At 62.1% G+C, this 20,881-nt stretch carries 23 protein-coding genes; 4 read left to right on the top strand and 19 right to left on the bottom strand.

Going from position 1 to position 20,881, the window contains the following annotated elements; genetic code table 11:
• Positions 1–5 precede the first annotated feature (5 nt).
• The 16 genes from FNU76_RS18660 to ndk all read right to left on the bottom strand — a co-directional run bounded on the left by FNU76_RS18660 (position 6) and on the right by ndk (position 15,742).
• A complete protein-coding gene (locus FNU76_RS18660; RefSeq protein ID WP_144279593.1) occupies positions 6–1,301 on the bottom strand; it encodes an adenylosuccinate synthase in 1,296 nt (431 codons plus the stop codon).
• A gap of 78 nt (positions 1,302–1,379) precedes the next feature.
• Complete coding sequence (locus FNU76_RS18655; protein WP_144279592.1) at positions 1,380–2,534, bottom strand: ATP phosphoribosyltransferase regulatory subunit; 1,155 nt, start codon at positions 2,532–2,534, stop codon at positions 1,380–1,382.
• Between the two features lie 196 nt (positions 2,535–2,730).
• Positions 2,731–3,600 carry a protease modulator HflC gene (hflC, locus tag FNU76_RS18650; RefSeq protein WP_144279591.1) on the bottom strand — a complete coding sequence of 290 codons (870 nt, stop codon included), beginning with the start codon at positions 3,598–3,600 and terminating at the stop codon, positions 2,731–2,733.
• Position 3,601: 1 nt separating this feature from the next.
• On the bottom strand, positions 3,602–4,774 hold the full coding sequence (hflK, locus tag FNU76_RS18645) for an FtsH protease activity modulator HflK (RefSeq protein WP_144279590.1): 1,173 nt from the start codon (positions 4,772–4,774) through the stop codon (positions 3,602–3,604).
• Positions 4,775–4,781: 7 nt separating this feature from the next.
• Positions 4,782–5,888 (bottom strand): GTPase HflX, encoded by a 1,107-nt coding sequence (gene hflX / locus FNU76_RS18640; protein WP_144279589.1) that lies wholly within the window; start codon positions 5,886–5,888, stop codon positions 4,782–4,784.
• Positions 5,889–5,999: 111 nt separating this feature from the next.
• Positions 6,000–6,257, bottom strand: coding sequence for an RNA chaperone Hfq (gene hfq, locus FNU76_RS18635; protein ID WP_144279588.1), 258 nt, complete (start codon positions 6,255–6,257; stop codon positions 6,000–6,002).
• A gap of 136 nt (positions 6,258–6,393) precedes the next feature.
• Positions 6,394–7,848, bottom strand: a complete 1,455-nt coding sequence (gene der, locus FNU76_RS18630) for a ribosome biogenesis GTPase Der (RefSeq protein WP_144279587.1) — start codon at positions 7,846–7,848, stop codon at positions 6,394–6,396.
• A gap of 12 nt (positions 7,849–7,860) precedes the next feature.
• A complete protein-coding gene (gene bamB / locus FNU76_RS18625) occupies positions 7,861–8,976 on the bottom strand; it encodes an outer membrane protein assembly factor BamB (RefSeq protein ID WP_144279586.1) in 1,116 nt (371 codons plus the stop codon).
• The gene (locus FNU76_RS18620; RefSeq protein WP_144279585.1) at positions 8,976–9,608 is read right to left on the bottom strand and encodes a YfgM family protein; all 633 of its coding nucleotides are present in this window, start codon (positions 9,606–9,608) and stop codon (positions 8,976–8,978) included. The genes bamB and FNU76_RS18620 overlap by 1 nt, the downstream gene beginning before the upstream one ends.
• A 5-nt stretch (positions 9,609–9,613) precedes the next feature.
• A complete protein-coding gene (locus FNU76_RS18615; protein WP_144279584.1) occupies positions 9,614–9,874 on the bottom strand; it encodes a hypothetical protein in 261 nt (86 codons plus the stop codon).
• Between the two features lie 4 nt (positions 9,875–9,878).
• Positions 9,879–11,135, bottom strand: a complete 1,257-nt coding sequence (gene hisS, locus FNU76_RS18610; protein ID WP_144279583.1) for a histidine--tRNA ligase — start codon at positions 11,133–11,135, stop codon at positions 9,879–9,881.
• A 4-nt stretch (positions 11,136–11,139) separates the two neighbouring features.
• Positions 11,140–12,417: a flavodoxin-dependent (E)-4-hydroxy-3-methylbut-2-enyl-diphosphate synthase gene (ispG, locus tag FNU76_RS18605; protein WP_144279582.1), complete on the bottom strand. Its 1,278-nt coding sequence runs from the start codon at positions 12,415–12,417 to the stop codon at positions 11,140–11,142.
• A 3-nt stretch (positions 12,418–12,420) separates the two neighbouring features.
• On the bottom strand, positions 12,421–13,404 hold the full coding sequence (locus FNU76_RS18600; protein ID WP_179958184.1) for a helix-turn-helix domain-containing protein: 984 nt from the start codon (positions 13,402–13,404) through the stop codon (positions 12,421–12,423).
• A gap of 41 nt (positions 13,405–13,445) precedes the next feature.
• A complete protein-coding gene (pilW, locus tag FNU76_RS18595; protein WP_144279580.1) occupies positions 13,446–14,192 on the bottom strand; it encodes a type IV pilus biogenesis/stability protein PilW in 747 nt (248 codons plus the stop codon).
• Positions 14,193–14,195: 3 nt separating this feature from the next.
• Positions 14,196–15,302 (bottom strand): dual-specificity RNA methyltransferase RlmN, encoded by a 1,107-nt coding sequence (rlmN, locus tag FNU76_RS18590; RefSeq protein WP_144279579.1) that lies wholly within the window; start codon positions 15,300–15,302, stop codon positions 14,196–14,198.
• Positions 15,303–15,319: 17 nt separating this feature from the next.
• Positions 15,320–15,742, bottom strand: a complete 423-nt coding sequence (gene ndk, locus FNU76_RS18585) for a nucleoside-diphosphate kinase (RefSeq protein WP_144279578.1) — start codon at positions 15,740–15,742, stop codon at positions 15,320–15,322.
• 207 nt (positions 15,743–15,949) lie between these two features.
• Here ndk and FNU76_RS24170 point away from each other — a divergent pair, with 207 nt between their 5' ends.
• The gene (locus tag FNU76_RS24170) at positions 15,950–16,621 is read left to right on the top strand and encodes a hypothetical protein (RefSeq protein ID WP_179958090.1); all 672 of its coding nucleotides are present in this window, start codon (positions 15,950–15,952) and stop codon (positions 16,619–16,621) included.
• Positions 16,570–16,914, top strand: a complete 345-nt coding sequence (locus tag FNU76_RS18575) for an SPOR domain-containing protein (RefSeq protein ID WP_179958183.1) — start codon at positions 16,570–16,572, stop codon at positions 16,912–16,914. The genes FNU76_RS24170 and FNU76_RS18575 overlap by 52 nt, the downstream gene beginning before the upstream one ends.
• Here the strand turns inward: FNU76_RS18575 and tilS are convergent.
• The 3 genes from tilS to fliW all read right to left on the bottom strand — a co-directional run bounded on the left by tilS (position 16,909) and on the right by fliW (position 19,763).
• Positions 16,909–18,267, bottom strand: coding sequence for a tRNA lysidine(34) synthetase TilS (gene tilS / locus FNU76_RS18570; RefSeq protein WP_144279576.1), 1,359 nt, complete (start codon positions 18,265–18,267; stop codon positions 16,909–16,911). The two genes, FNU76_RS18575 and tilS, sit on opposite strands and share 6 nt — an antisense overlap.
• Complete coding sequence (locus tag FNU76_RS18565; RefSeq protein WP_144279575.1) at positions 18,236–19,204, bottom strand: acetyl-CoA carboxylase carboxyltransferase subunit alpha; 969 nt, start codon at positions 19,202–19,204, stop codon at positions 18,236–18,238. Before FNU76_RS18565 ends, tilS begins: the two co-directional genes overlap by 32 nt.
• Before the next feature lie 148 nt (positions 19,205–19,352).
• Positions 19,353–19,763 (bottom strand): flagellar assembly protein FliW, encoded by a 411-nt coding sequence (gene fliW / locus FNU76_RS18560; protein ID WP_144279574.1) that lies wholly within the window; start codon positions 19,761–19,763, stop codon positions 19,353–19,355.
• A gap of 192 nt (positions 19,764–19,955) precedes the next feature.
• Between fliW and flgM the strand changes: the two genes are divergently transcribed.
• Together flgM and FNU76_RS18550 are read left to right on the top strand one after the other, a co-directional pair.
• Positions 19,956–20,258: a flagellar biosynthesis anti-sigma factor FlgM gene (gene flgM / locus FNU76_RS18555; protein WP_144279573.1), complete on the top strand. Its 303-nt coding sequence runs from the start codon at positions 19,956–19,958 to the stop codon at positions 20,256–20,258.
• Positions 20,259–20,357: 99 nt separating this feature from the next.
• A complete protein-coding gene (locus tag FNU76_RS18550; RefSeq protein ID WP_144279572.1) occupies positions 20,358–20,840 on the top strand; it encodes a flagella synthesis protein FlgN in 483 nt (160 codons plus the stop codon).
• Positions 20,841–20,881 lie beyond the last annotated feature (41 nt).

The following is a 20,881-nucleotide window of genomic DNA, read 5'->3' as shown; positions in this document are numbered from 1 at the left end:
CAGGCTTAGTGCTGGAACGGATGCCGCAGCACGATGGTTTCTTCGCGATCCGGTCCGGTCGAGATGATATCGATCGGTGCGCCGGTCACTTCGCTGATGCGCTGCAAGTATTTGCGGGCGTTGAGCGGCAGGTCCTCGTAACGCTTCACACCGAAGGTCGATTCGCTCCAGCCAGGCAGCTCTTCATAAATCGGCGAGCAGCCCGACAGTTCTTCCGCGCCTACCGGCAGGATATCGGCCACTTCGCCGTTGATACGGTAACCGGTACACAGCTTGATGGTGTCGATGCCGTCCATCACGTCCATTTTGGTGACGCACAGACCGGACACGCCATTGATCTGGATCGAGCGCTTCAGTGCAGCCGCGTCGAACCAGCCGCAACGGCGCGGGCGGCCGGTGACCGAACCGAATTCGTTGCCGCGCTGGGCCAGGCCGCTACCGACATCGTCGAACAGCTCGGTGGGGAACGGACCGGAACCGACTCGGGTGGTATAAGCCTTCACGATACCCAGTACATAATGCAGCATCTGTGGTGCCACACCGGCGCCAGGGGCGGCAGCACCGGCCACGCAGTTGCTGGAGGTGACGTAGGGATAAGTCCCGTGGTCGATATCGAGCAGGGTGCCCTGGGCGCCTTCGAACAGCAACGGCTTGCCGGCCTTGTCCAGGTCATGCAAGGTACGCGACACATCGGCCACCATGGGCTTGATGCGCTCGGCCAGACGCAGGGTGTTTTCCAGGGTGGACTGGAAATCGACCGGCTCGACCTTGAAGTATTCCTTGAGCAGGAAGTTGTAGTAGGCCAGGTTTTCGCCCAGCTTGGCGGCCAGGCGGTCCGGGAAGAACAGGTCCTGGATGCGGATGGCGCGGCGCGCGACCTTGTCTTCGTAGGCGGGGCCCACGCCACGGCCGGTGGTGCCGATCTTCTTATCGCCCTTGGCCGCTTCGCGCGCCTGGTCGATGGCGACGTGGTAAGGCAGGATCAGGGGACAGGCTTCCGAGATCTTCAAACGGCTGGCGACATCGATGCCGGCGGTTTCCAGCTCGTCGATTTCCTTCAGCAGCGCTTCCGGCGAGATCACCACGCCGTTACCGATAAAGCAGGCCTTGCCGGCGTGCAGGATGCCGGACGGAATCAGACGTAGAACCGTCTTCTTGCCGCCGATCACCAGCGTATGGCCGGCATTGTGGCCGCCCTGAAAACGCACCACGGCATCGGCATGATCGGTCAACCAATCAACGATCTTGCCCTTGCCTTCGTCACCCCACTGGGTGCCGATCACCACGACGTTACGGCTCATGGATATTCCCTTTATTACTCAGATTGCTTGATCGCCGCGTTGCCGCGACGGGATAGAAACAGGATAGACCTTCCGTGCCTACGATAGCGCTTGAACGCGCCACGCGCCTTCCGATAGCAGCAGCTCGCGGTCGGCATGAAGCTCTTCGACATCGACAATCTCGCCCAGGCGGACCACCACGGTCTCGCCGGCCAGGCGCAGCGCACGGATAGTGTCGGCCAGGCGCGCATCGAAAACATTGGGCGCCAGAATGGCGGGCCGCGCCGGCGCGGCCGGCAAGCGCCAGGCCAGTTCTTTCAGGTCCAGGCTGAAGCCGGTGGCGTGGCGCGAACGTCCAAATTGCTCGCCCACGTGGTCATAGCGCCCGCCCCTGGCCACGGCATTGGCCCAGCCCTCGGCATAGGCGGCGAATACCAGGCCGGTATGGTAATAACCGGAACGCAGTTCGGCCAGATCGAAATTCGGCTGGATGCCACGGGCGGCCAATGCTTCGGTCAATTGTTCCAGTTGCGCCAAGGCGGTGACGATACCACCCAGCTTGGGCAAGGCGGCGGCCGCGCGTTCCAGCACGCTTTGATCGCCATACAGGCTAGGCAGCGCGATCAAACCGGTGCGTAGTTCGGTGGGCAGGTCGGCAACCAGGCCGCTGAGCGTGGGCACATCCTTTTGCTGGATAGCGCTGAATACCGCTTCGCGCGTGTCGCCGCTCAATCCCGCCGCATCGGCCAGCGCCAGGAACAAGCCGATATGGCCGATGTCCAGGTGCACATGGCCGATATCGGCCAGTTTCAGGCATTCGCGCATCAGCTCGACGATTTCCACGTCGGCGGCCACGCCGGCATAGCCGTAGATTTCCGCGCCCAGCTGCAAGGGTTCACGCGCAGCCATCACGCCGTCGGGCTGGGTGTGTACCACCGCGCCGGCGTAACACAGCCGTGCCACGCCTTGGCGGTTGAGCAGGTGCGCGTCGATGCGCGCTACTTGCGGCGTGATATCGGCGCGCAGTCCCAACTGCCGGCCACTGAGCTGGTCGGTCAGCTTGAAGGTCTTGAGGTCCAGCGCGTTATCCTGCCGGGTCAGCAGCGAATCGACATACTCGATCAACGGCGGCTGAACCAGTTCGTAGCCGAAGCTGGCGATCAGGTCGAGCGACGCACGACGCAAGGTCTCCACGCGGCGCGCTTCTGGCGGCAGCAGGTCGGCGATATTTTCGGGCAGTATCCAGTTACGCATAGGTGCAGGCCGGGACGCGAAGCGTGCCAGCAATCATGTTCCGTTCAGCAGCCGACCTGGCATAACGGTTATCCGCTATGCCAGGTCGGCCGATTTCGGCGAGGCTTTACGCCACTAAGAGGTGTCGGTCACAGCAAGAGGCCCTCGGCAAGGAGCGCGAGGGCCTATGCAGGCAACGCATTATCTCACAAGCCGATCACTTCGCTCGTGGGTCCTTCATGTACTTGAAAAATGCCGAGCTGGGTTCCAGCACCATCACGTCCGACTTCGACTTGAAGGTCTTCTTGTAAGCTTCCAGGCTGCGATAGAAAGCATAGAACTCGGGATTCTGGCCATAGGCCGCACCATAGATACTGGCCGCTTTACCGTCGCCTTCACCCTTGAGCTGCTGAGCCTTGTTGAAAGCATCGGCGATGATGATTTCACGCTGGCGATCGGCATCCGCACGGATCTTTTCCGCTTCGGCCGAACCTTCCGAGCGCAATTGGCTGGCCACGGTCTTGCGTTCCGAGATCATCCGCTCATACACGGCGTTGCTGATATCGTCGGGAAAATCGACCCGCTTCAGCCGCACATCGACAATATGCACACCAATCTTGCGCGCATCGGCGTCGGCGACCTGACCCACGATCTCCATCACTTCGTCGCGCTTGCCGGAGATCACATCCTGCACCGTCTGCTTGCCGAATTCGGCCCGCAGTACATCGTTGACGGTCTTGCGCAGACGGGCGGAAGCGGTACGTTCGTTGCCGCCCACGCTCTTGTAATACTGCTCGACGTCGATGACTTGCCACTTCACATAGCTATCGACCAGGACGTTTTTCTTTTCGATGGTGTTGAAGCGCTCCGGGCTTTCGGCATCCATGGTGAGGATGCGGCGATCGAAGTAACGCACCGATTGCAGCAAAGGCACCTTGAACTTGATCCCCGGCTCCTTCACCACGCGCACCACTTCACCCAGCTGGAACACCATGGCCGATTGACGCTGGTCAACGGTAAACACGCTCATGCTGAGCACCAGCAAGCCCAGCAAGACGATCACAACGGCGGAAACAAGACGGTTCATATCAACGCCCCTCCCTATCGCCGCGATTGGCGGCTTCGGACTTCAGGCGGACAGCGGGGGTTTCGCCGCCGGCGGGTATTTCGGCCGTGGCGGGGCCAGGGCCGGACAATTGCATCAGCTTATCCAGGGGCAGGTAAAGCAGGTTGCCGCTACCGGCCTTCTGATCGACCAATACCTTGGAACTGTTGCTCATGATTTCCTGCATGGTGTCGAGGTACATGCGATCCCGTGTCACTTGCGGCGCCTTGCTGTACTCGGCGACCACCTGGCTGAAACGCGAGGCATTACCCTCGGCTTCGGCAATCACCCGACGCTTGTAGCCTTCCGCCTCCTGCAACAGCCGGGCCGCGTTACCGCGCGCCTTGGGCACCACATCGTTGGAATAGGCGGTACCGTCGTTGGTCTGCTTGACCTTGTCCTGGCCGGCCTTCACGGCATCGGCGAACGCGGCCTGCACTTCTTCCGGCGGCTGTACGTCATTGATATTGATACGGCTGATGCGAATACCGGCGCCATAGCTATCGAGCAAGTTTTGAATCAAGCGCGTCGCATCGGCGGCAACCTGGCCACGTCCTTCGTTCAGCACAAAATCGACCTTGTTGCGGCCGACGATTTCGCGGATGGAGGTTTCGGCAGCCTGCTTGACGATGTCGCGGGCGTCGCCATCGGCAACATTGTTAAAGACAAAGGCCTTGGCGTCCTTGATGTCGTATTGGACTTCCAGCTGCATATCGATGATGTTCTGGTCCTGCGTCAGCATCAGCGATTCATCGGGCAGGCGGTTCTTGGTGCTGCCCTGGAAGCCTACTTCCACGGAACGCACCTCGGACATCTTGACGATCTCGCGCTGCTCGATCGGCCACGGCATATGCCAATGCAGACCCGGATCGGTCGTCTGCACATAGCGGCCAAAGCGCAGCACCACGGCTTCTTCGCGCGCATCGACAACATAGAAGCCGCTGGCTGCCCACAGTACCGCCACCACACCCAGCACGGCGCCAATGCCGCCAGCCATGGCGCGGCCGTCATGCGGGGGGTTCGGGCCAGCATCGGCCGGGCGGCCGGGCTTGCCACCGAAGAACTGTTTGAGCTTATTGGTGAACTGGCGAATGATTTCGTCCAGATCGGGCGGACCGTCCTTGCCTCGGCGGCCCCACTGCGGGTCTTGCGACATATTGGCTTTATTCCGTCGTTGAATAGTCGGGCATTGATTCGACCAGCACCTGTCGTAATAAATCCAGGCCCAGGCCGTTTTTCGCGCTAATACGGACGGCGCGAATCCTACCATACTCGTCCCGCTCGACAGCGGGTTCGCCACCCTTGAGATCGATCTTGTTCCAAATCACGATCTGCGGGATCGCGTCGGCGGCGATTTCCTTCAGCACGATATTGACTGCTTCGATCTGTGCTTCGCGCGTCTCGCTGGCGCCATCGACCACATGCAGCAGCAGATCGGCGCGGATGGTTTCTTCCAGGGTGGCGCGAAACGCCTCGACCAGGCCATGCGGCAGGTCGCGGATAAAACCGACCGTATCAGACAAGACGATAGAGTGCTGCGGGTCAAGAAATAGCTTGCGACTGGTGGTATCCAGCGTGGCGAACAGCTGGTCCGCCGCGTAGGTGCGTTCGTGCGTCAGCGCGTTGAACAAGGTCGATTTACCGGCATTGGTATAGCCTACCAGCGAAACGGAAAACTGTTTGCTGCGCTCACGCGCGCGCCGCTGGGTATCCCGGTGCCGCTGTAGCTCTTTCAGCTTGACCTTGAGCTTGCTCACCCGTTCGTTGAGCATGCGCCGGTCCATCTCCAGCTGGGTTTCGCCGGGACCGCCGCGCGTACCCGTGGCGCCGCGCTGCCGCTCCAGGTGGGTCCAACCGCGTACCAGCCGGGTGGACATATATTGCAGCTGAGCCAGTTCGACCTGCAGTTTGCCCTCGTTGGAACGGGCGCGCTGCCCGAAAATATCCAGGATCACCCGGACCCGGTCGGACACGCGGCATTCCAAGGCCTTTTCCAGGTTGCGCTCCTGCGCGCCGGACAAGGCATGGTTGAACAACACGGTGTCCGCCTCGAATGCGGCGACGCTGGCCGCGACTTCTTCCACCTTGCCGGAACCGGCGAACAGCTTGGGATCGGGCCGCTGGCGCTTGCCCTGGATGATGGCCATGACCTGATAGCCGTTGCTTTCAGCCAACAGCTTGAATTCTTCTATGTTCTCCAGATAATCGGGACCGCCGAAATCCAGACAAACGAGGACGGCCTTATCGCCGCCTTGGTGGCGTTCAAACACGCAGGCTTTCTTCTAGATGAGAGGTTGGCGCCAGGCGCCGGAAAGTCTTCAATCGTATGCCAACACGAACGGGGCACCAAAGCGCCCCGCCCTCGATACCGCTACGGAAAATCAGGCGTCGGCAGCCGGTGTGGCTGGCTGGTCCTTGTCGTATGGAATCGTCACTGGGCGCGCGGGCACCACGGTGGAGATGGCATGCTTGTAAACCATTTGCGTCACCGTGTTACGCAGCAGCACGACGTACTGATCGAAGGATTCGATCTGACCTTGCAGCTTGATGCCGTTGACCAGATAAATCGAAACTGGAACATGTTCCTTGCGCAGGATATTCAAAAACGGGTCTTGTAGCATTTGCCCTTTTGCGCTCATTTGTAGTTCTCCACTCTGTAATTGAAAAAGTGACGGAATCCGTCTAAATCCTGCAGCTGCGATCTGGTGTGCCAGTAGTCACTTGTAGCAGCTTTTCCGACAAGCACAAACCTTGGCACGGACCGGGCCGTAGCCCTCAGCCCTTCTTGATCGTCGGTCGTTTGGGTTTACCTGCTTTTGGCGGGTTGGGCCCTTGGGAACCATGGCGTGCCACCTTCACGGGCTTTTTCTCGCCCCGCATGGCGCCAATCCGGTCAGGCTTGAATTCGCCCGGCTTCATATCGAATGGGTTGTCCGCCTTCTTGAACTGGACCCGCAGCGGCGTTCCCTGCAGTTTGAACATCTTCAGGAAGGAATGTTCCAGGTAACGCCAATAACTGGCCGGCACGCCGTCCAGCGAAGTACCGTGCACCACCACCACCGGCGGATTCATGCCGCCCTGGTGGGCATATTTCATCTTTGGCCGCATCAGGCCGACACGCGGCGGCTGCTGCTTTTCGGTGGCCAGCTGCAGCGCGCGCGTCAGGCGCGGCGTCGGCAGTTTTGCCATGGCGGCGGCGTAGGCGGCATTGATGCTGGCGAACAGATCACCGACACCCTGCCCTTCCAACGCGGAAATATGGTGGAAACGGGCAAAATCGAGGAAGCTGAGCTTGCGGCCGATATCGCGCTTCACCTGGTCGCGCGTATATAGATCCAGGCCTTCCCACTTGTTCACCGCCACCACCATGGCCCGCCCGGCTTCCAATGCGAATCCGGCGATATGGGCATCCTGCTCCGCCACATCCTGGCGGGCATCGAGTACCAGCACGACCACGTTGGCGTCTTCGATCGCCTTCATGGTTTTCACCACCGAGAATTTCTCGATGGCTTCGTTGACCTTGCCGCTCTTACGCACGCCGGCGGTATCGATAATGGTGTATTTCTGGTCGCCGCGTTCGAAATCGATATAGATCGAATCGCGGGTGGTGCCCGGCTGGTCGAAGGCAATCACCCGCTCCTCGCCCAGGATGGCGTTGACCAGGGTGGATTTTCCTACATTCGGCCGGCCGATGATGGCGAACTTGGGGTGCTTGACCTCGGCCTCGTCCACTTCGACGTCGAAGCCGGCCAGGATACTGTCGATCAGTCCCCGCACCCCTTCGCCGTGGGCGGAAGAGATCGGCCATGGCTCGCCCAGCGCCAACTCGTAGAATTCGGCGGTGACGACATTGGGCGCCATGCCCTCTGCCTTGTTCACGGCCAGGCGGACCGGCCGGTCCAATTGCCGTAGCCGGTTGGCGATCAGCTTGTCCTGCGGCGTCATGCCGACCCGGGCGTCCACCAGGAAAATGACGGCATCGGCCTCGTCGATGGCCTGCAAGGTCTGGCGAGCCATTTCATGCATGATGCCATCGTCCGCGACCGGCTCGAAGCCGCCGGTATCGACACAGAGGTAAGGCTTGTTGCCTATCTTGCCATGGCCGTAGTGACGGTCACGTGTCAGGCCCGGCATATCGGCAACCAGCGCGTCGCGGCTTTTGGTGAGCCGGTTGAACAGCGTGGATTTGCCGACATTGGGGCGGCCAACCAAGGCGATGGTGGGTTTCATTGTGTTCCTTGATTACTTCACTGCAAAAGCATAAAGGCCACCGCTCTCGGTCTGCACGATCAGCTTGCCGCCAACAAGGCGGGGCGCGACCAGAACACGACTTTTGTCGGTAGGCTGGCGGGCAACGATGGTGCCCTCGGTTGTGTTCAGGAAATGGAGATAACCTTCGTAGTCGCCGACCGCTATTTGGCCGGCAAACACGGTGGGTGCGCTGATACGGCGGCCGTACAGGGCGGCTTGCTTCCACAGGCTGCGTCCGCCGGAACGCTCGAACGCCTGGATATTGCCGATCTCATCGCTGACGTAGACCTTGTCGCTATCCATTGCCAAGCCGACATAGCTGGAGATATCGCGCGCCCATAGCAAGGAACCGTTGCTCACGGCGAAGCAGGCGACTTTGCCCTGGAATGCCACCGCGCAAACCGAACCCCGGTCCACGATCGGCGCGGAGGTCACATCGCTGATGCGCTCCAGCTCGGTCGTCCCCTTGGGCTGCGCCACCAGCGACTCCCACAACACCCGTCCATCGGCCAGCGACAGCGAAGCCAGGCGACCGGCCGGCAGACCCACGTATACCGCGCCGTCGGCAATGGTGACCGGCGCATAATTGCGCAGGATCAGGGAGGGCTGGCTGCGCTGAAACTGCCAGCGCTCCTTGCCGTCCTTGGCATCCAGGCCCCAAACGCGTCCGTCCACGGTGCGGACGACCACGGTCCCCTCGGCCACCACCGGCGGCGACACCATCTCGCTGGAGACACGCGCCTGCCATTTCAGTTTGCCGCCGGGTTCCCAGCCGAACACTTCCCCTTTCAGGGTACCAGCGACGACCAATCCGTTCGCCGCGCCTATACCGCCGGTAAGCACTTTCTCGCTGCGTACTTCGCCCAGCTTGCGGCCGTCGGTCAGGGAAAAACCTGCAAAGCCATCGGTGCCGGCCATATAGACGGCGTCGCCGGTCGAATCCGGCGCGAAACGGTAAAGCTTGCCGTTGGAATAGGACGTATGCCAGACCGTATCGACATTGAGGCTGTTCTTCAAATCGGCCAGCGGCGTCGGCTGCGGGCTGTTGTCGGTACCGGCACAGGCCGCCAGCAAGCTTGCAAGGCTAATGACGATTAGTTTTTTCATCAAACCCCCAGCGCCGACAGCTTGGTCTCGATCAGCGTACGGCTAGGCGCTTCCTTGCCCAGCTTGGCCAATGCCGCCTGGTAGGCCAGCTTCGCGGCGGGTGCGTCGCCCTTCAGGGTCAGGGCGTCGCCGCGCGCTTCGGCGAACAAGGCCGCGAAGCCTTCGGCCTGGGGTGCGTCAACCGCCTTGAGGGCGGCATCGTATTGTTTCTGATCCAGCAGTACGGCGGACAGGCGCAGGCGGGCGATATCGATGATCGCCTCCTCCTTGGCATTGCCCGCCACCCACTCCAGAGCTGTCCTGGCCTTGGCCAGATCCTTGCCGTCGTGGGCGGCCTTGGCGGCCAGCAGCATGGCGCGGGCGCTCAGGGCATGGCTGGCGTAATCGGCGGCCATGGCATCGGCGGCGGCGCGGGTCTTGAGCGGGTCCTTGGCGTCGAAGGCCTTCTCCACCGCTGCATAGGCATCGGCGGCGCCGCCCGCCTGCGATTTCTGCCAGAGCTTCCAGCCCATGCTGCCGAGATAGCCGATCACGATGGCGGCAATCACCGCCATGACAAGCTTGCCCCACTGTGCCCACCAGGCTTTCAGTTCGGCGATCTGTTCTTGTTCCTGCAAATCAAAAGCGGCCATCTTCGTTATTCCAGTTGACAAGTTTCTTGTTGATGCCGCGCCGACTGCTGGGCACGGATACGTTTGAATACATCGACCATAAACCAGGCCATCAGCCCAAAGCCGGCAAGCAATAAACCCCACCCCAAGGCCGGCATGGCCAGCACAGGGTGCAAAACCGCCCCCTGCCCCTGCACGCCGACCAGCCCCACGGCGGCCATGACGGCGCCCAGCACATTCAGGCCAAACAACCTGATGGAGACTTTGAGCTTGCGGGTCGGTTCCATGGCGTCAGGCTGCCAGCGCTGCCGACAGTTCGGACTGGGCGACGCTACGTTGCTCGCCGCCCTCGCGCAATGGCTTGATCACCGCGCTACCGCTCGCCACTTCCTCGTCGCCGACGATCAGCGCATAGCGGGCGCCGGAACCATCGGCTTTCTTCATCTGCGACTTGAAACTGCCGCCGCCGCCATGCACGGCCACGCGGAAGCCGGCATCGCGCAACTGCTCGGCCAGGCGCGGCGCCAGGCGCTGCGCGCCTTCGCCGGCATTGACCAGATAGATATCCGGTGCATCCTGGGCCACCACGCCGTATTCCTGCATCAGCAGGAAGACACGTTCCAAACCGATACCAAAACCACAAGCAGGCGTGGGCTTGCCACCCAGCGTCTCCACCAGGCTGTCGTAGCGGCCGCCGGCGGCAATGGTGCCCTGGGCGCCCAGCTTGGTGGTCACCCACTCGAACACGGTACGGTTGTAGTAATCCAGCCCGCGCACCAATCGGGTGTTGAGCCGATAGGCAACGCCTGCATCGTCGAGCGCGCGGCAGAGGCCTTCATAGTGCAGGCGGCTTTCCTCGCCCAGCACGTCGAACAGCTTGGGTGCGGCTTCGATCATTTCCTGCATGCGCGGATTCTTGCTGTCCAGGACGCGCAAGGGATTGGCATGCAAACGGCGGCGGGCGTCCTCGTCCAGCAACTCGGCATGCTGTTCGAAATAGGCGATCAGGGTCTGCCGGTAGGCGGCGCGTTCGGCGGCGTCACCTATCGTATTGATCTGCAGTTCCACGTCGCTGATGCCCAGCTCGCGCCAGAGGCGAGCCAGCATGACGATCTGCTCCGCATCCACATCCGGGCCGGTGTAGCCGAACGCTTCCGCGCCAACCTGGTGGAACTGGCGCTGCCGGCCTTTCTGCACGTTTTCATGGCGGAACATCGGTCCCATGTACCAGAGGCGCTGCGGGCCATTGTAGGTGAGGCTATGTTCCACCACCGCGCGCGCACAGCCGGCCGTGCCTTCGGGGCGCAAGGCCAGCCGATCGCCGTTGAGCGCGTCGGTCCAGGCGTACATTTCCTTTTCGACGATATCGGTATGCTCTCCGACACTGCGCACGAACAGGCCGGTGAACTCGACGATGGGCAAGCGGATATTGCGATAACCATACTGCCCCAGCACGCGCCGGGCGGTATCTTCCAGCTTTTGCCACAGGGCGGTCTGGTCGGGCAGGATATCGTAGAAGCCCTTGATGCTCTGAAACTTATCGGCCATCGGATTACAAGACTTTCAAGGGAATGATCTTGGGGACATCGGGCAGGCTGCGGCGCAACCTACCGCCTTCGGCGTAGTGCCGTTGGACATAGTCTTCGACTATGGCCTGGAAATCTTCGGCGATCGCATCACCCTTCAGGGTAACGGTCTTCTCGCCATCGACGAATACCGGCGCCACCGGCACTTCGCCGGTTCCCGGCAAGCTGATGCCGATATTGGCCAGCTTGGATTCGCCCGGCCCATTGACCACGCAACCCATCACCGCCACATTGAGCGTTTCGACACCGGGATATTCGGCGCGCCAGACCGGCATCTGCTCGCGCAGGTAGCGCTGGATCTTCTGCGCCAGTTCCTGGAAGAAGGTGGAGGTGGTGCGGCCACAGCCCGGGCAGGCCGTAACCAAAGGCGTGAAGGAACGGATACCCATGGTTTGCAGGATTTCCTGCGCGACCACCACTTCCTTGGTACGCGGCTCGCCCGGCTCGGGCGTCAGCGAAACCCGTATGGTATCGCCTATGCCTTCCTGCAATAGCACGGACAAGGCCGCCGTCGAAGCAACGATACCCTTGGAACCCATGCCGGCTTCGGTCAGGCCAAGGTGCAAGGGATATTCGCAGCGCCCGCCCAGGTCGCGGTAGACCTTGATCAGGTCCTGCACATTGCTGACCTTGCAGGAAATAATGATACGGTCGCCCGGCAAACCCAAGGCCTCGGCCTGGGCCGCGCTTTCCAGCGCCGACTGGATCAGCGCTTCGCGCATCAGCGCCTCCGCCGACCAAGGCTCGGCGCGCTGCGCATTCTCGTCCATCATGCGCGCCATCTTGGCCTGGTCGAGACTGCCCCAGTTCACTCCGATGCGCACGGGCTTACCGTATTTCACCGCCGTTTCTATCATGGCGGCGAATTGTTCGTCGCGCTTCGACCCTTTGCCGACATTGCCGGGATTGATGCGGTACTTGGCCAGGGCGGCGGCGCAATCCGGATACTGCGCCAGCAGCTTATGGCCGTTGTAATGGAAATCGCCCACCAGCGGCACATCGCAGCCCATGGCATCCAGGCGGCGGCGTATTTCGCCCACCTGGGAGGCTGCTTCCGGTGAGTTGACGGTAATGCGGACCATTTCCGAACCGGCTTGCCACAGCTCGAACACCTGGCGGGCGGTGCCTTCGGCATCCACCGTATCGGTATTGGTCATCGACTGCACGACGACGGGCGCATCATTGCCGACCGCGATATGGCCAACCATGACACGGCGGGTTGGGCGACGGGGAAGCAGACTCATGATCTAGTTAAGCTCAAGGTTGGCGACGTCGACCTTGGTATAAGGCGCGAGGTCGGTGGGCTTGCCCTTGTAGAACAGCTCGGTATGGCGGCCATTGCCTATCCGAATCCGGTAAGGCGGGGTACCTGCCACGCTACGGCTTTGTCCGGCGGGCAATAATTCGTTGACCAGCCTGCGGCCGTTGGCATCGACGATCTGCACCCAGCTATCGCGCTGGGCCACTACGCGGATATCGGCGGAAGCAGGCGTGGGAGGCACGGCGGCCGGCGCCACGACAACCGGTGCGGTCGCGGTACTCGGCGCCACCGGCGCGGGCACCGCAACCGGGCTCGCCACGGCGGGCGGCGGATTGCCCGGCAGATTGGGCGGCGGCGTCTGTACCGGCACGGCAGCGGTTACCGCGGCCGGAACGGGCTGGTCGCCGGGCGGGAGCGCCGCGGCCTGGGGCGCCACCTGCGCCGGTGCATCGCCGGCCGCCCCGCCAGCGGGCAGGACGACGGCGCTATTGGCGGGCGCCAAGGTCAGTTCGGGCTCGAAGCGGCGGCTTTTCTCGTACAGCCAGTATCCCCCGGCACCGACCAGGACCAGCGCCATGGCGCCCAGGATGGCGATGACGAAGGGCGAACGGCCGGCGCTGCCGCTGGGACGCAACACCGGCAGCGGCTCGTCGCGCAGGCGCGGCAGGGCCGACTGTGCCGCCTCGCGCGGCAGATGCGCGTCGAGATAGGCGATCAGGGGTTGCGGGTCCAGCTCCAGCAAGCGGGCGTAATTGCGGACAAAGCCTCGAACGAAGGTATTGCCGGGCAATTCGCCATACCGGTCGGACTCAAGCGCTTCGATCTGGCGCTTGGACAGCTTCAACTTGGCCGACACATCCAGCAAGGACAGGCCCAACTGCTGCCGCTGCGCGGCAAGTACGGCGCCAGCGGTGGGTAGCACGCTGCTTGAAAGGGGTTCCTGCAGATTCTGTGCTTGATCTTGGCTCATCTCGGACATCATGCCGGTGCGGCTCTCTCGGAAGGGTGGAACTAGTCGAATTGGCCAGCGGCGAGCCGGCGAGCCTCGTCACTATCGGGGAAACGGGTCTTGAGCTCCTTGGCAAAGCCCGAGTCCGCCTCGCCGCTGCCCAGTTTGCGGTCAACGCGCACGTTCAACCACAAGGCCTCGGCGATCGGCGTTCCCAAGCGTGCATGGCGGGCCAGCAATTGCCGGGTCGCTTCAAATTCGCCCCGGCGGTAAGCCAGCTGGGCCAGTCCCAACAGGGTCTGGGTATCGTCGGGCTGGATGCGGTCGGACTTGCGCAGGTAGTCCTCGGCTGCTTTCAGGTCGCCCGCCTTGGTGGCGCACAGACCTGCTTGCTGCATGGATTTTTCCGGCGTCGTATAGAGCGGATTCTTCATGGCAGTGGTGAAATAGCGTAGCGACTCGGTGAATTTGTCGCGCTTGTTGCAGAGGAACCAACCGTAATTGTGGTTCACATCGGCATCATTGGGCGCCAGGCTGAGCGCGCGCTGAAAACTCTTGTCCGCCGTGTCGTATTCGCGCAGGTCCATGTACACCAAGCCCTGGATGCTATAGGCCATGGCGTAGTCGGAGCGGGCGTTCAGGGCGTTCTTCAATTCTTCCAAAGCCACGCCGTACTGGCCGCGGGCGTAGTAGGCAGCCGCCAGCTCGGTACGCAGCTTGGCCAGCTCATGGCGGCGGTCCACCTCTTCCGCCCGGACGGCAGACAGCGACAACACAAACAGCAAAGCGGCGATGACGCTCTGTCTCATGCCTTACTCCCTCACAAGGTTTATCGTGGTCTTGCCTTCGGCGGCTAGCCGAAGCGTGCGCTTGGTCTTGTCCTTGACCTGGCCGGCCAACTGGCCGCAGGCCGCATCGATATCGTCACCGCGCGTCTTGCGCACCGTGACGATGTAGCCGGCCTGGATCAGATGATCGCGGAAGCGGCGAATGGCATCGGGCTTGGACCGACCGTATCCGGAATTCGGAAAGGGATTGAACGGGATCAGGTTGAATTTACACGGTACATCTTTAACCAACGCTACCAGCTGCCTGGCGTGCTCCATGGTGTCGTTGACACCATCAAGCATAACGTATTCGAAGGTAATGAAATCACGCGGCGCTTTTTCAAGATAACGCAAGCAGGCCGCCATGAGTTCTTTTAGGGGGTATTTCTTATTGATCGGCACGATCTCGTCGCGCAGGGCATCGTTCGGCGCGTGCAGCGAAACGGCCAGCGCAACCGGGCAGGCTTCGCGCAAGCGGTCCATCTGCGGCACCAGGCCGGAAGTGGACAGCGTCACCCGGCGGCGGCTCAAGCCATAGGCATTGTCGTCCAGCATCAGCCGCATGGCGGCGACGACATTGTCGAAATTGGCTAGGGGCTCGCCCATGCCCATCATGACCACATTGGAAACGATGCGGTCGCCCTTGGGATCACGGCCCAGGGCTTTATTGGCCCACCAGAGCTGGCCAATGATCTCGGCGGTACTGAGATTACGGTTGAAACCCTGCCGCCCGGTGGAGCAGAAGGTGCATTCGAGCGCACAGCCGACCTGGCTGGACACGCACAGCGTTCCCCTGTCGTCTTCGGGAATGAACACCGCCTCCACACCGTTACCGGTGCCCACGTCCAGCAACCACTTGCGGGTGCCGTCCTCGGAAGCCTGTTCCAGCAGCAAGCTGGGGGGAGTGATAACCGCCTCCGCCGCCAGCTTTTCTCGCGTCACCTTGGCGATGTCCGTCATCGCGTTGAAATCCGATTCGCCGAAATGGTGAATCCAGCGCAACAACTGCTTGGCGCGAAACGGCTTCTCACCACGCTCGGCTAGGAAGGTGGCGAAACGGGCAGCGTCGAAATCAAGCAGATTGATGGACATGGCAAGGCTATCCGATATTAACGGCTATAGACTTCGGTGCCGAAGAAGTAAGCGATTTCGATGGCGGCGTTTTCGACGCTATCGGAACCGTGTACGGCGTTGGCATCGATGGAATCGGCGAAATCGGCACGAATGGTACCCTTTTCAGCCTTCTTGGGATCGGTCGCGCCCATCAGATCGCGGTGGGCGATCACGGCGTTTTCGCCTTCCAGCGCCTGGATGATCACCGGGCCGGAAACCATGAAATCAACCAGATCCTTGAAGAAAGGACGTTCCTTGTGCACGGCGTAGAAGCCTTCGGCATCTTCGCGCGACAGTTGCTTCATCTTGGCGGCGACGATCTTCAGGCCGGCATTTTCGAAACGGGAGTAGATCTGGCCAATCACGTTCTTGGCAACGGCATCGGGCTTGATAATGGACAGGGTGCGTTCTACAGCCATGGTTCACTCCAAAATTCGTAAAGTAGACATAGTGGGAAGGAAAAAAGTTTTAAGCTGCAAGCCAGTTCGCAAAGCGTTCACACAGCTTGTCGGCATAAAAATGACCGAATATTCTAACAGCTTTGCCGCCTTACCGCGCAAAAGCCATACCAGCAATCAACCAAAACATCTTGAACAGGGAGCGCCGCGACGCGGCGAACAAGCCACTTGAGTGCTATACGCCCCAGCCCGAACCGCCCCACCGCCCCCGCCACCGCAGAGGAAGCGGACGAACAGAGCGAAATCCGCCAGCGCCTGATGCAGAGGCTGGCCATTGCCATCTGCCTGATCGTCGGCGTCGCGATCAGCATCACCCTGCTCAATAAACTGGAAGGCGAGCCCAGGTCGGAACAGGAAGGACCCAGCATCAATCCGCTGCAGGCCGAAACCGTGCCGCCGCCCCAGGCAACAACAACGCCGATTCCAGCGGCGGTACCGCCGATCACCCCACCGTTGGTTGCCGAAGCAGCGCCGCCGGCTACCAGCGGAACCGAAAGCGGCCCCACCCCACCCGCCACGCCCGTCGAATCGACACCGACACCGACACCGACACCGACACCGACACCAACGCCAACGCCAACCCTGCCTGCACCCGTCGCCGCGGCCAAGCCGCCCGCCGAGACCGGCACCGGCAAGACCACACCCGCAGCCACCTCGACCACCCCTCCCCGGCGCCCGCCCCTGCCGTCGCGCACACCGCCGCACCCAAACCGATCATCGTCCCGCCGCCGACCAGGCCGGTCACCACGGCACGAGGCGCCCAATCGGCCACCAGCCCGCCCGTCACCGTGCCAGCCCCGGTTGCGCCGCCGTCCGGCACGCCCGCGCCAAGCCCGATAATCGCGGCGCCGATACCAGCCAAACCCAGCCCACCCACGCCGGAGCAGACCATCGCCGCCCTCGCGGCCGGCGTCCTGCCTAACGGCAGCAAGGGGTATACGGTACAGGCAGGGGTATTCCAGAGCGGCGACAATGCCAGGAAGCTGATCGAGAAATTAGGTAGCGCCGGCATCCCTGCCCGTCTGGAAACCCGCGTGCAGATCGGTCCATTCAAGAATCGCGACGAGGCCGACCTGATGATGCGCCGCCTGCGTGAACTGGGCGTGACGCCGATATTGCAGGCACCCCTATAGTGCCTGGCGGCACCGCCCGAAATCGGTCCAATCCTCGCAGCGCCAGTCCGGCCACGGCGCCAAGCCGTCCGCCTGGCACTCGGCCGCCACCGCGATACCGGCCAGCGCCACCAGGCGCTCGTTCTGCCACAACAAGGGCCAACGCGAGCGAAACCAAGGCGGAATGCCCGCCTCTTGCAGCAGTAATTTGACGGGGCGATTCGGACCACCGGAGCGCGGCCGCAACATCTCACCGCCGGCGCGCGGCCTGGCCTGCAAGCCACTTAGAAAGCGTTCATCCAGCCCACCTTGGCGGCTGGTCCAATCGATACGGCCGCGCCAGCCCGGCAAGCCCCCCGCATCGGCCGGCGCCACCGCGCACGGCCGCACGTCCACGGCACGCTGGCTTACCCAAATCTCGCCGCGATAGCGATGCACTTCCCGATCGGCCAGCCGCAAGCAGGGATTGGTGTCCTCCCGTGCATGCAGCAGCTGATCGAGCAGCAAGCGCAACTGCTTTTCATCGGGCCGCAAATCATGGCGAGCCAGGAACCAGCGCAGCAGATTGCGGCGGCGCGCCTCCTCCAGCGGCGTCAGCGCGGCCAGCGCCAGACGCTCGACAGGACCACCGGCATCCTGCTCGGCCAGGGCATCGAGCAAGCCAGCCGCCTCGCCAAAATGGCGTGCCGCGCGCGCCAGCGCCGACGGCGCCGACGGAAAACGCGCCACCAGGCCAGGAATCAAGGCATGGCGCAGATAGTTGCGGTCATGGTCGGTACAGTCATTGCTTTCGTCTTCGATCCAGCGCATCCCGTGCGCAACGGCATAGGCCAGCAGCTCGGCGCGCGACTCTCCCAGCAGCGGGCGCCACACCAGCTTGTCGGCTCCCAAGGGGCGCAAGGCCGGCATGCCGGCGGCGCCATGCACCCCGGCGCCGCGCGCAAGACGGTAGAGCACTGTCTCGACCTGATCGTCGCGATGGTGGCCCAGGGCCACGCGCTCGGCATCCAATCCGGCGTAGGCGGCATAGCGCGCCGCCCGCGCCCGCGCCTCCAGGCTGTCGCCGGCCGTGGCAGCGAGGTCGGCGCGCGCATGGGTAAAGGGAAGGGACAAGCCCGCACAGCCGGCCGTGCAATGTGCCAGCCAGGCATCGGCATTGGCGCTTAGGCCGTGATGGAGGTGGAAGGCTTGCAGCGCGAACGGCTGCTGCGCACGCAAGCGATGGAACAGCTGCAGCAGTACCGTGGAATCGAGGCCGCCGGAATAGCCGACGGCAACGCTTCCGCCTGCCGCTACGTAAGGCATCGCGACCGCACAGAAGCGCCGGTACAGCGCTTCCGGATCAGCCGGCGCTGACTTCCTTGAACTTGCCATAGCTCATCAGCCGCTCGAAGCGGGTTTCCAGCAGCCTGTCGACCGGCTTGTCCTGCAGGTTCTTCAATGCGTCCAGCAAGCTCTTGCGCAGCGCCAGCATAATGGCCTGCGGATCGCGGTGGGCGCCCCCCAGGGGTTCCGCCACGACTTTGTCGATCAGGCCCAGGGTTTTGAGGCGGCTGGCGGTAATGCCCAGGGTTTCGGCTGCTTCCGAGGCTTTTTCGGCACTCTTCCACAAAATGGAGGCACAACCTTCCGGCGAAATCACCGAATAGGTCGCGTATTGCAGCATTTGTACGACATCGCCGACGGCAATCGCCAAGGCGCCGCCGGAGCCCCCCTCGCCAATGATGGTGACGATGACCGGCACACGCAGCTTGGTCAGCTCAAACAGATTGCGCCCGATGGCTTCGGATTGACCGCGCTCTTCCGCGCCGATGCCAGGGTAGGCGCCCGGGGTATCGACGAAAGTGAACACCGGCAGATCGAATTTCTCGGCCAGATGCATCAGCCGCAAAGCCTTGCGATAGCCTTCCGGACGCGGCATGCCGAAGTTGCGGTAGATCTTTTCCTTGGTATCGCGGCCCTTCTGATGGCCGATCACCATGACGGCATGGCCGTTCAACCGCGCCAGCCCACCCACGATGGCGGCATCGTCGGCGTAAGCCCGGTCGCCATGCAACTCTTCGAAATCGGTAAAGATTTCGCGGATATAGTCCAGCGTATAGGGGCGTTGCGGATGCCGCGCCACCTGCGAGATCTGCCATGGCGTAAGCTTGGCGTAGATCCCCTTGGTCAGTTCCTGGCTCTTCTTTTGCAGGTGGTCGATCTCTACCGAGATATCGACCGCGGACTCATCCTGCATAAAGCGCAGTGATTCGATTTTGCTTTCGAGTTCAGCTATAGGCTGCTCGAAGTCAAGGAAAGTGGTTTTCATAACTTGCTGCAGGCCACGTCGCTCAGGGCGAACGCGCTCCGGTGGCGCCGACGATCGGCGAAATCGCGCCATTATGGCGGAACGCAGCCGCCCCGCAAGATTGACATGACGGCAGTTCGAGCAGCCGTCCGGCAATTTTCGGGCGAAATCACTCGTTGGTAAACACGATCTCCGCCCTTACCCCGCTCTTTTGAAGCGCTTGCCGGCTCGCCACATTCAGCACGATGGGCGATTGCGTATTCGCCTTTACCTCGTCGCCGTCGCGGCTGAGCGTCAACAACAAAACCAGGTCTTCGCTGCCGGAAAAGTCGATCGTGGCGCTTTCCGCATCAGTCAGGCTCAATTGGTAGTGCAGCCCCAGCAAGTTCGCGTCGATCACGCTGAACACCACCTCGGGCTCCTCCAGCGATTGCATCCACATGACCTTGGGTTCCGGCACTTCTTCATGCAACAGTTTGAAGCGTTGGCAACGCTCGAAGCCGGGCAGCCCCTGAGGGAAGTTGATCAGTGAATTTTCGTCGATGTCGAGGGCGCCGAAGCGCGGGGTCACCACTTGCATAAAATTCCACTCCCAATCGGTCAAGTTCCCTGAAATCTAGACGATATAGGAGGCGTACGCCAAGACGTGTATCGGCTGCGAGGAGCAACGTGAATATTTTTGCGGCGCCGGCCTAAAGTATTTCTGTATTCTGCCGATAGGGTCGTAAACCACGGACAGGATCTGGCCCAAGCAGCCGGCGAGAGGATTACCATGAAGATCGACAGCAAACCGCTCAACGCGCCTATACCGCGCAGCGCCACGCGCGCCGGGGCGAAGGCTGCCAACGGTGAAGCCGGCGGTACGGAGGCCCGCGCCGACAGCGTCGAGATCAAGGCATTCAGCGCGCGCCTGTCTACGCTGGAAGCCAGCCTGAGCAAGCAGCCGCTGATAGACGAAGGCAAGGTCAATGAAATCCGCCGAGCCATGGCGGAAGGTCGTTTCACCGTGAATGCCGACGCGATCGCCGACAGCCTGATGGCGAACGTCAAGGAACTGCTGCAAAGCAAGCCCTGACGTCCTGGCGATTAAGCGGCATACTGGGCAACGCCGGCTACCGTTCGCAGCGGTTGGCCGGCGTTTCGCTTTCAACGAGCCGCGTGTCAGGACAAACCCATGACCACCCCGCCCTTGCTTAGTGCGCTACAGCACGAACTCGAGCAGTTGATGCGCTTTATCGACCTGCTCGAACGCGAACAGAACGCCTTGATCGCCAACACCCTGGCCGAGCTGGAAGATTTCGCCAAGCAAAAGGCCGGGTACGCGCAGACGCTGGAAAGCCTGGCCAAGGAGCGTCGCCGCCTGTTCGAAGTGAACGGCGTGGAACTCTCGCCAGACCCTCCCCACCCTTTGCTCAAGGCTCGCTTCCTGCCGGACGACGCCGTACCGGCCGTCGCCCTTTGCTGGCAGCAGCTGATGCAGGCGGCCCGCCAGGCCAGCGCCTTTAACGAGACCAACGGGCACCTGATCGATACCCGCCAACAGCAGAACCAGCAATTGATGGCATTGCTGCAGAGCAGCCAGAATTCCACGCTGTCCTACGACGCCTACGGCCAGCCACGCCTGTCGCGGCCAGGCGGCTTGATCAGCAAGGTATAATGGAAACGGCTCGGAGGACGACCTCCCCGCCGCGAATCCAC

Origin of the sequence: Chitinimonas arctica (assembly GCF_007431345.1) — a bacterium.
GTDB lineage: Bacteria > Pseudomonadota > Gammaproteobacteria > Burkholderiales > Chitinimonadaceae > Chitinimonas > Chitinimonas arctica.
The sequence above is the reverse complement of the archived record's forward strand: the minus strand, read 5'-3'. Positions and strand labels throughout refer to the sequence as shown.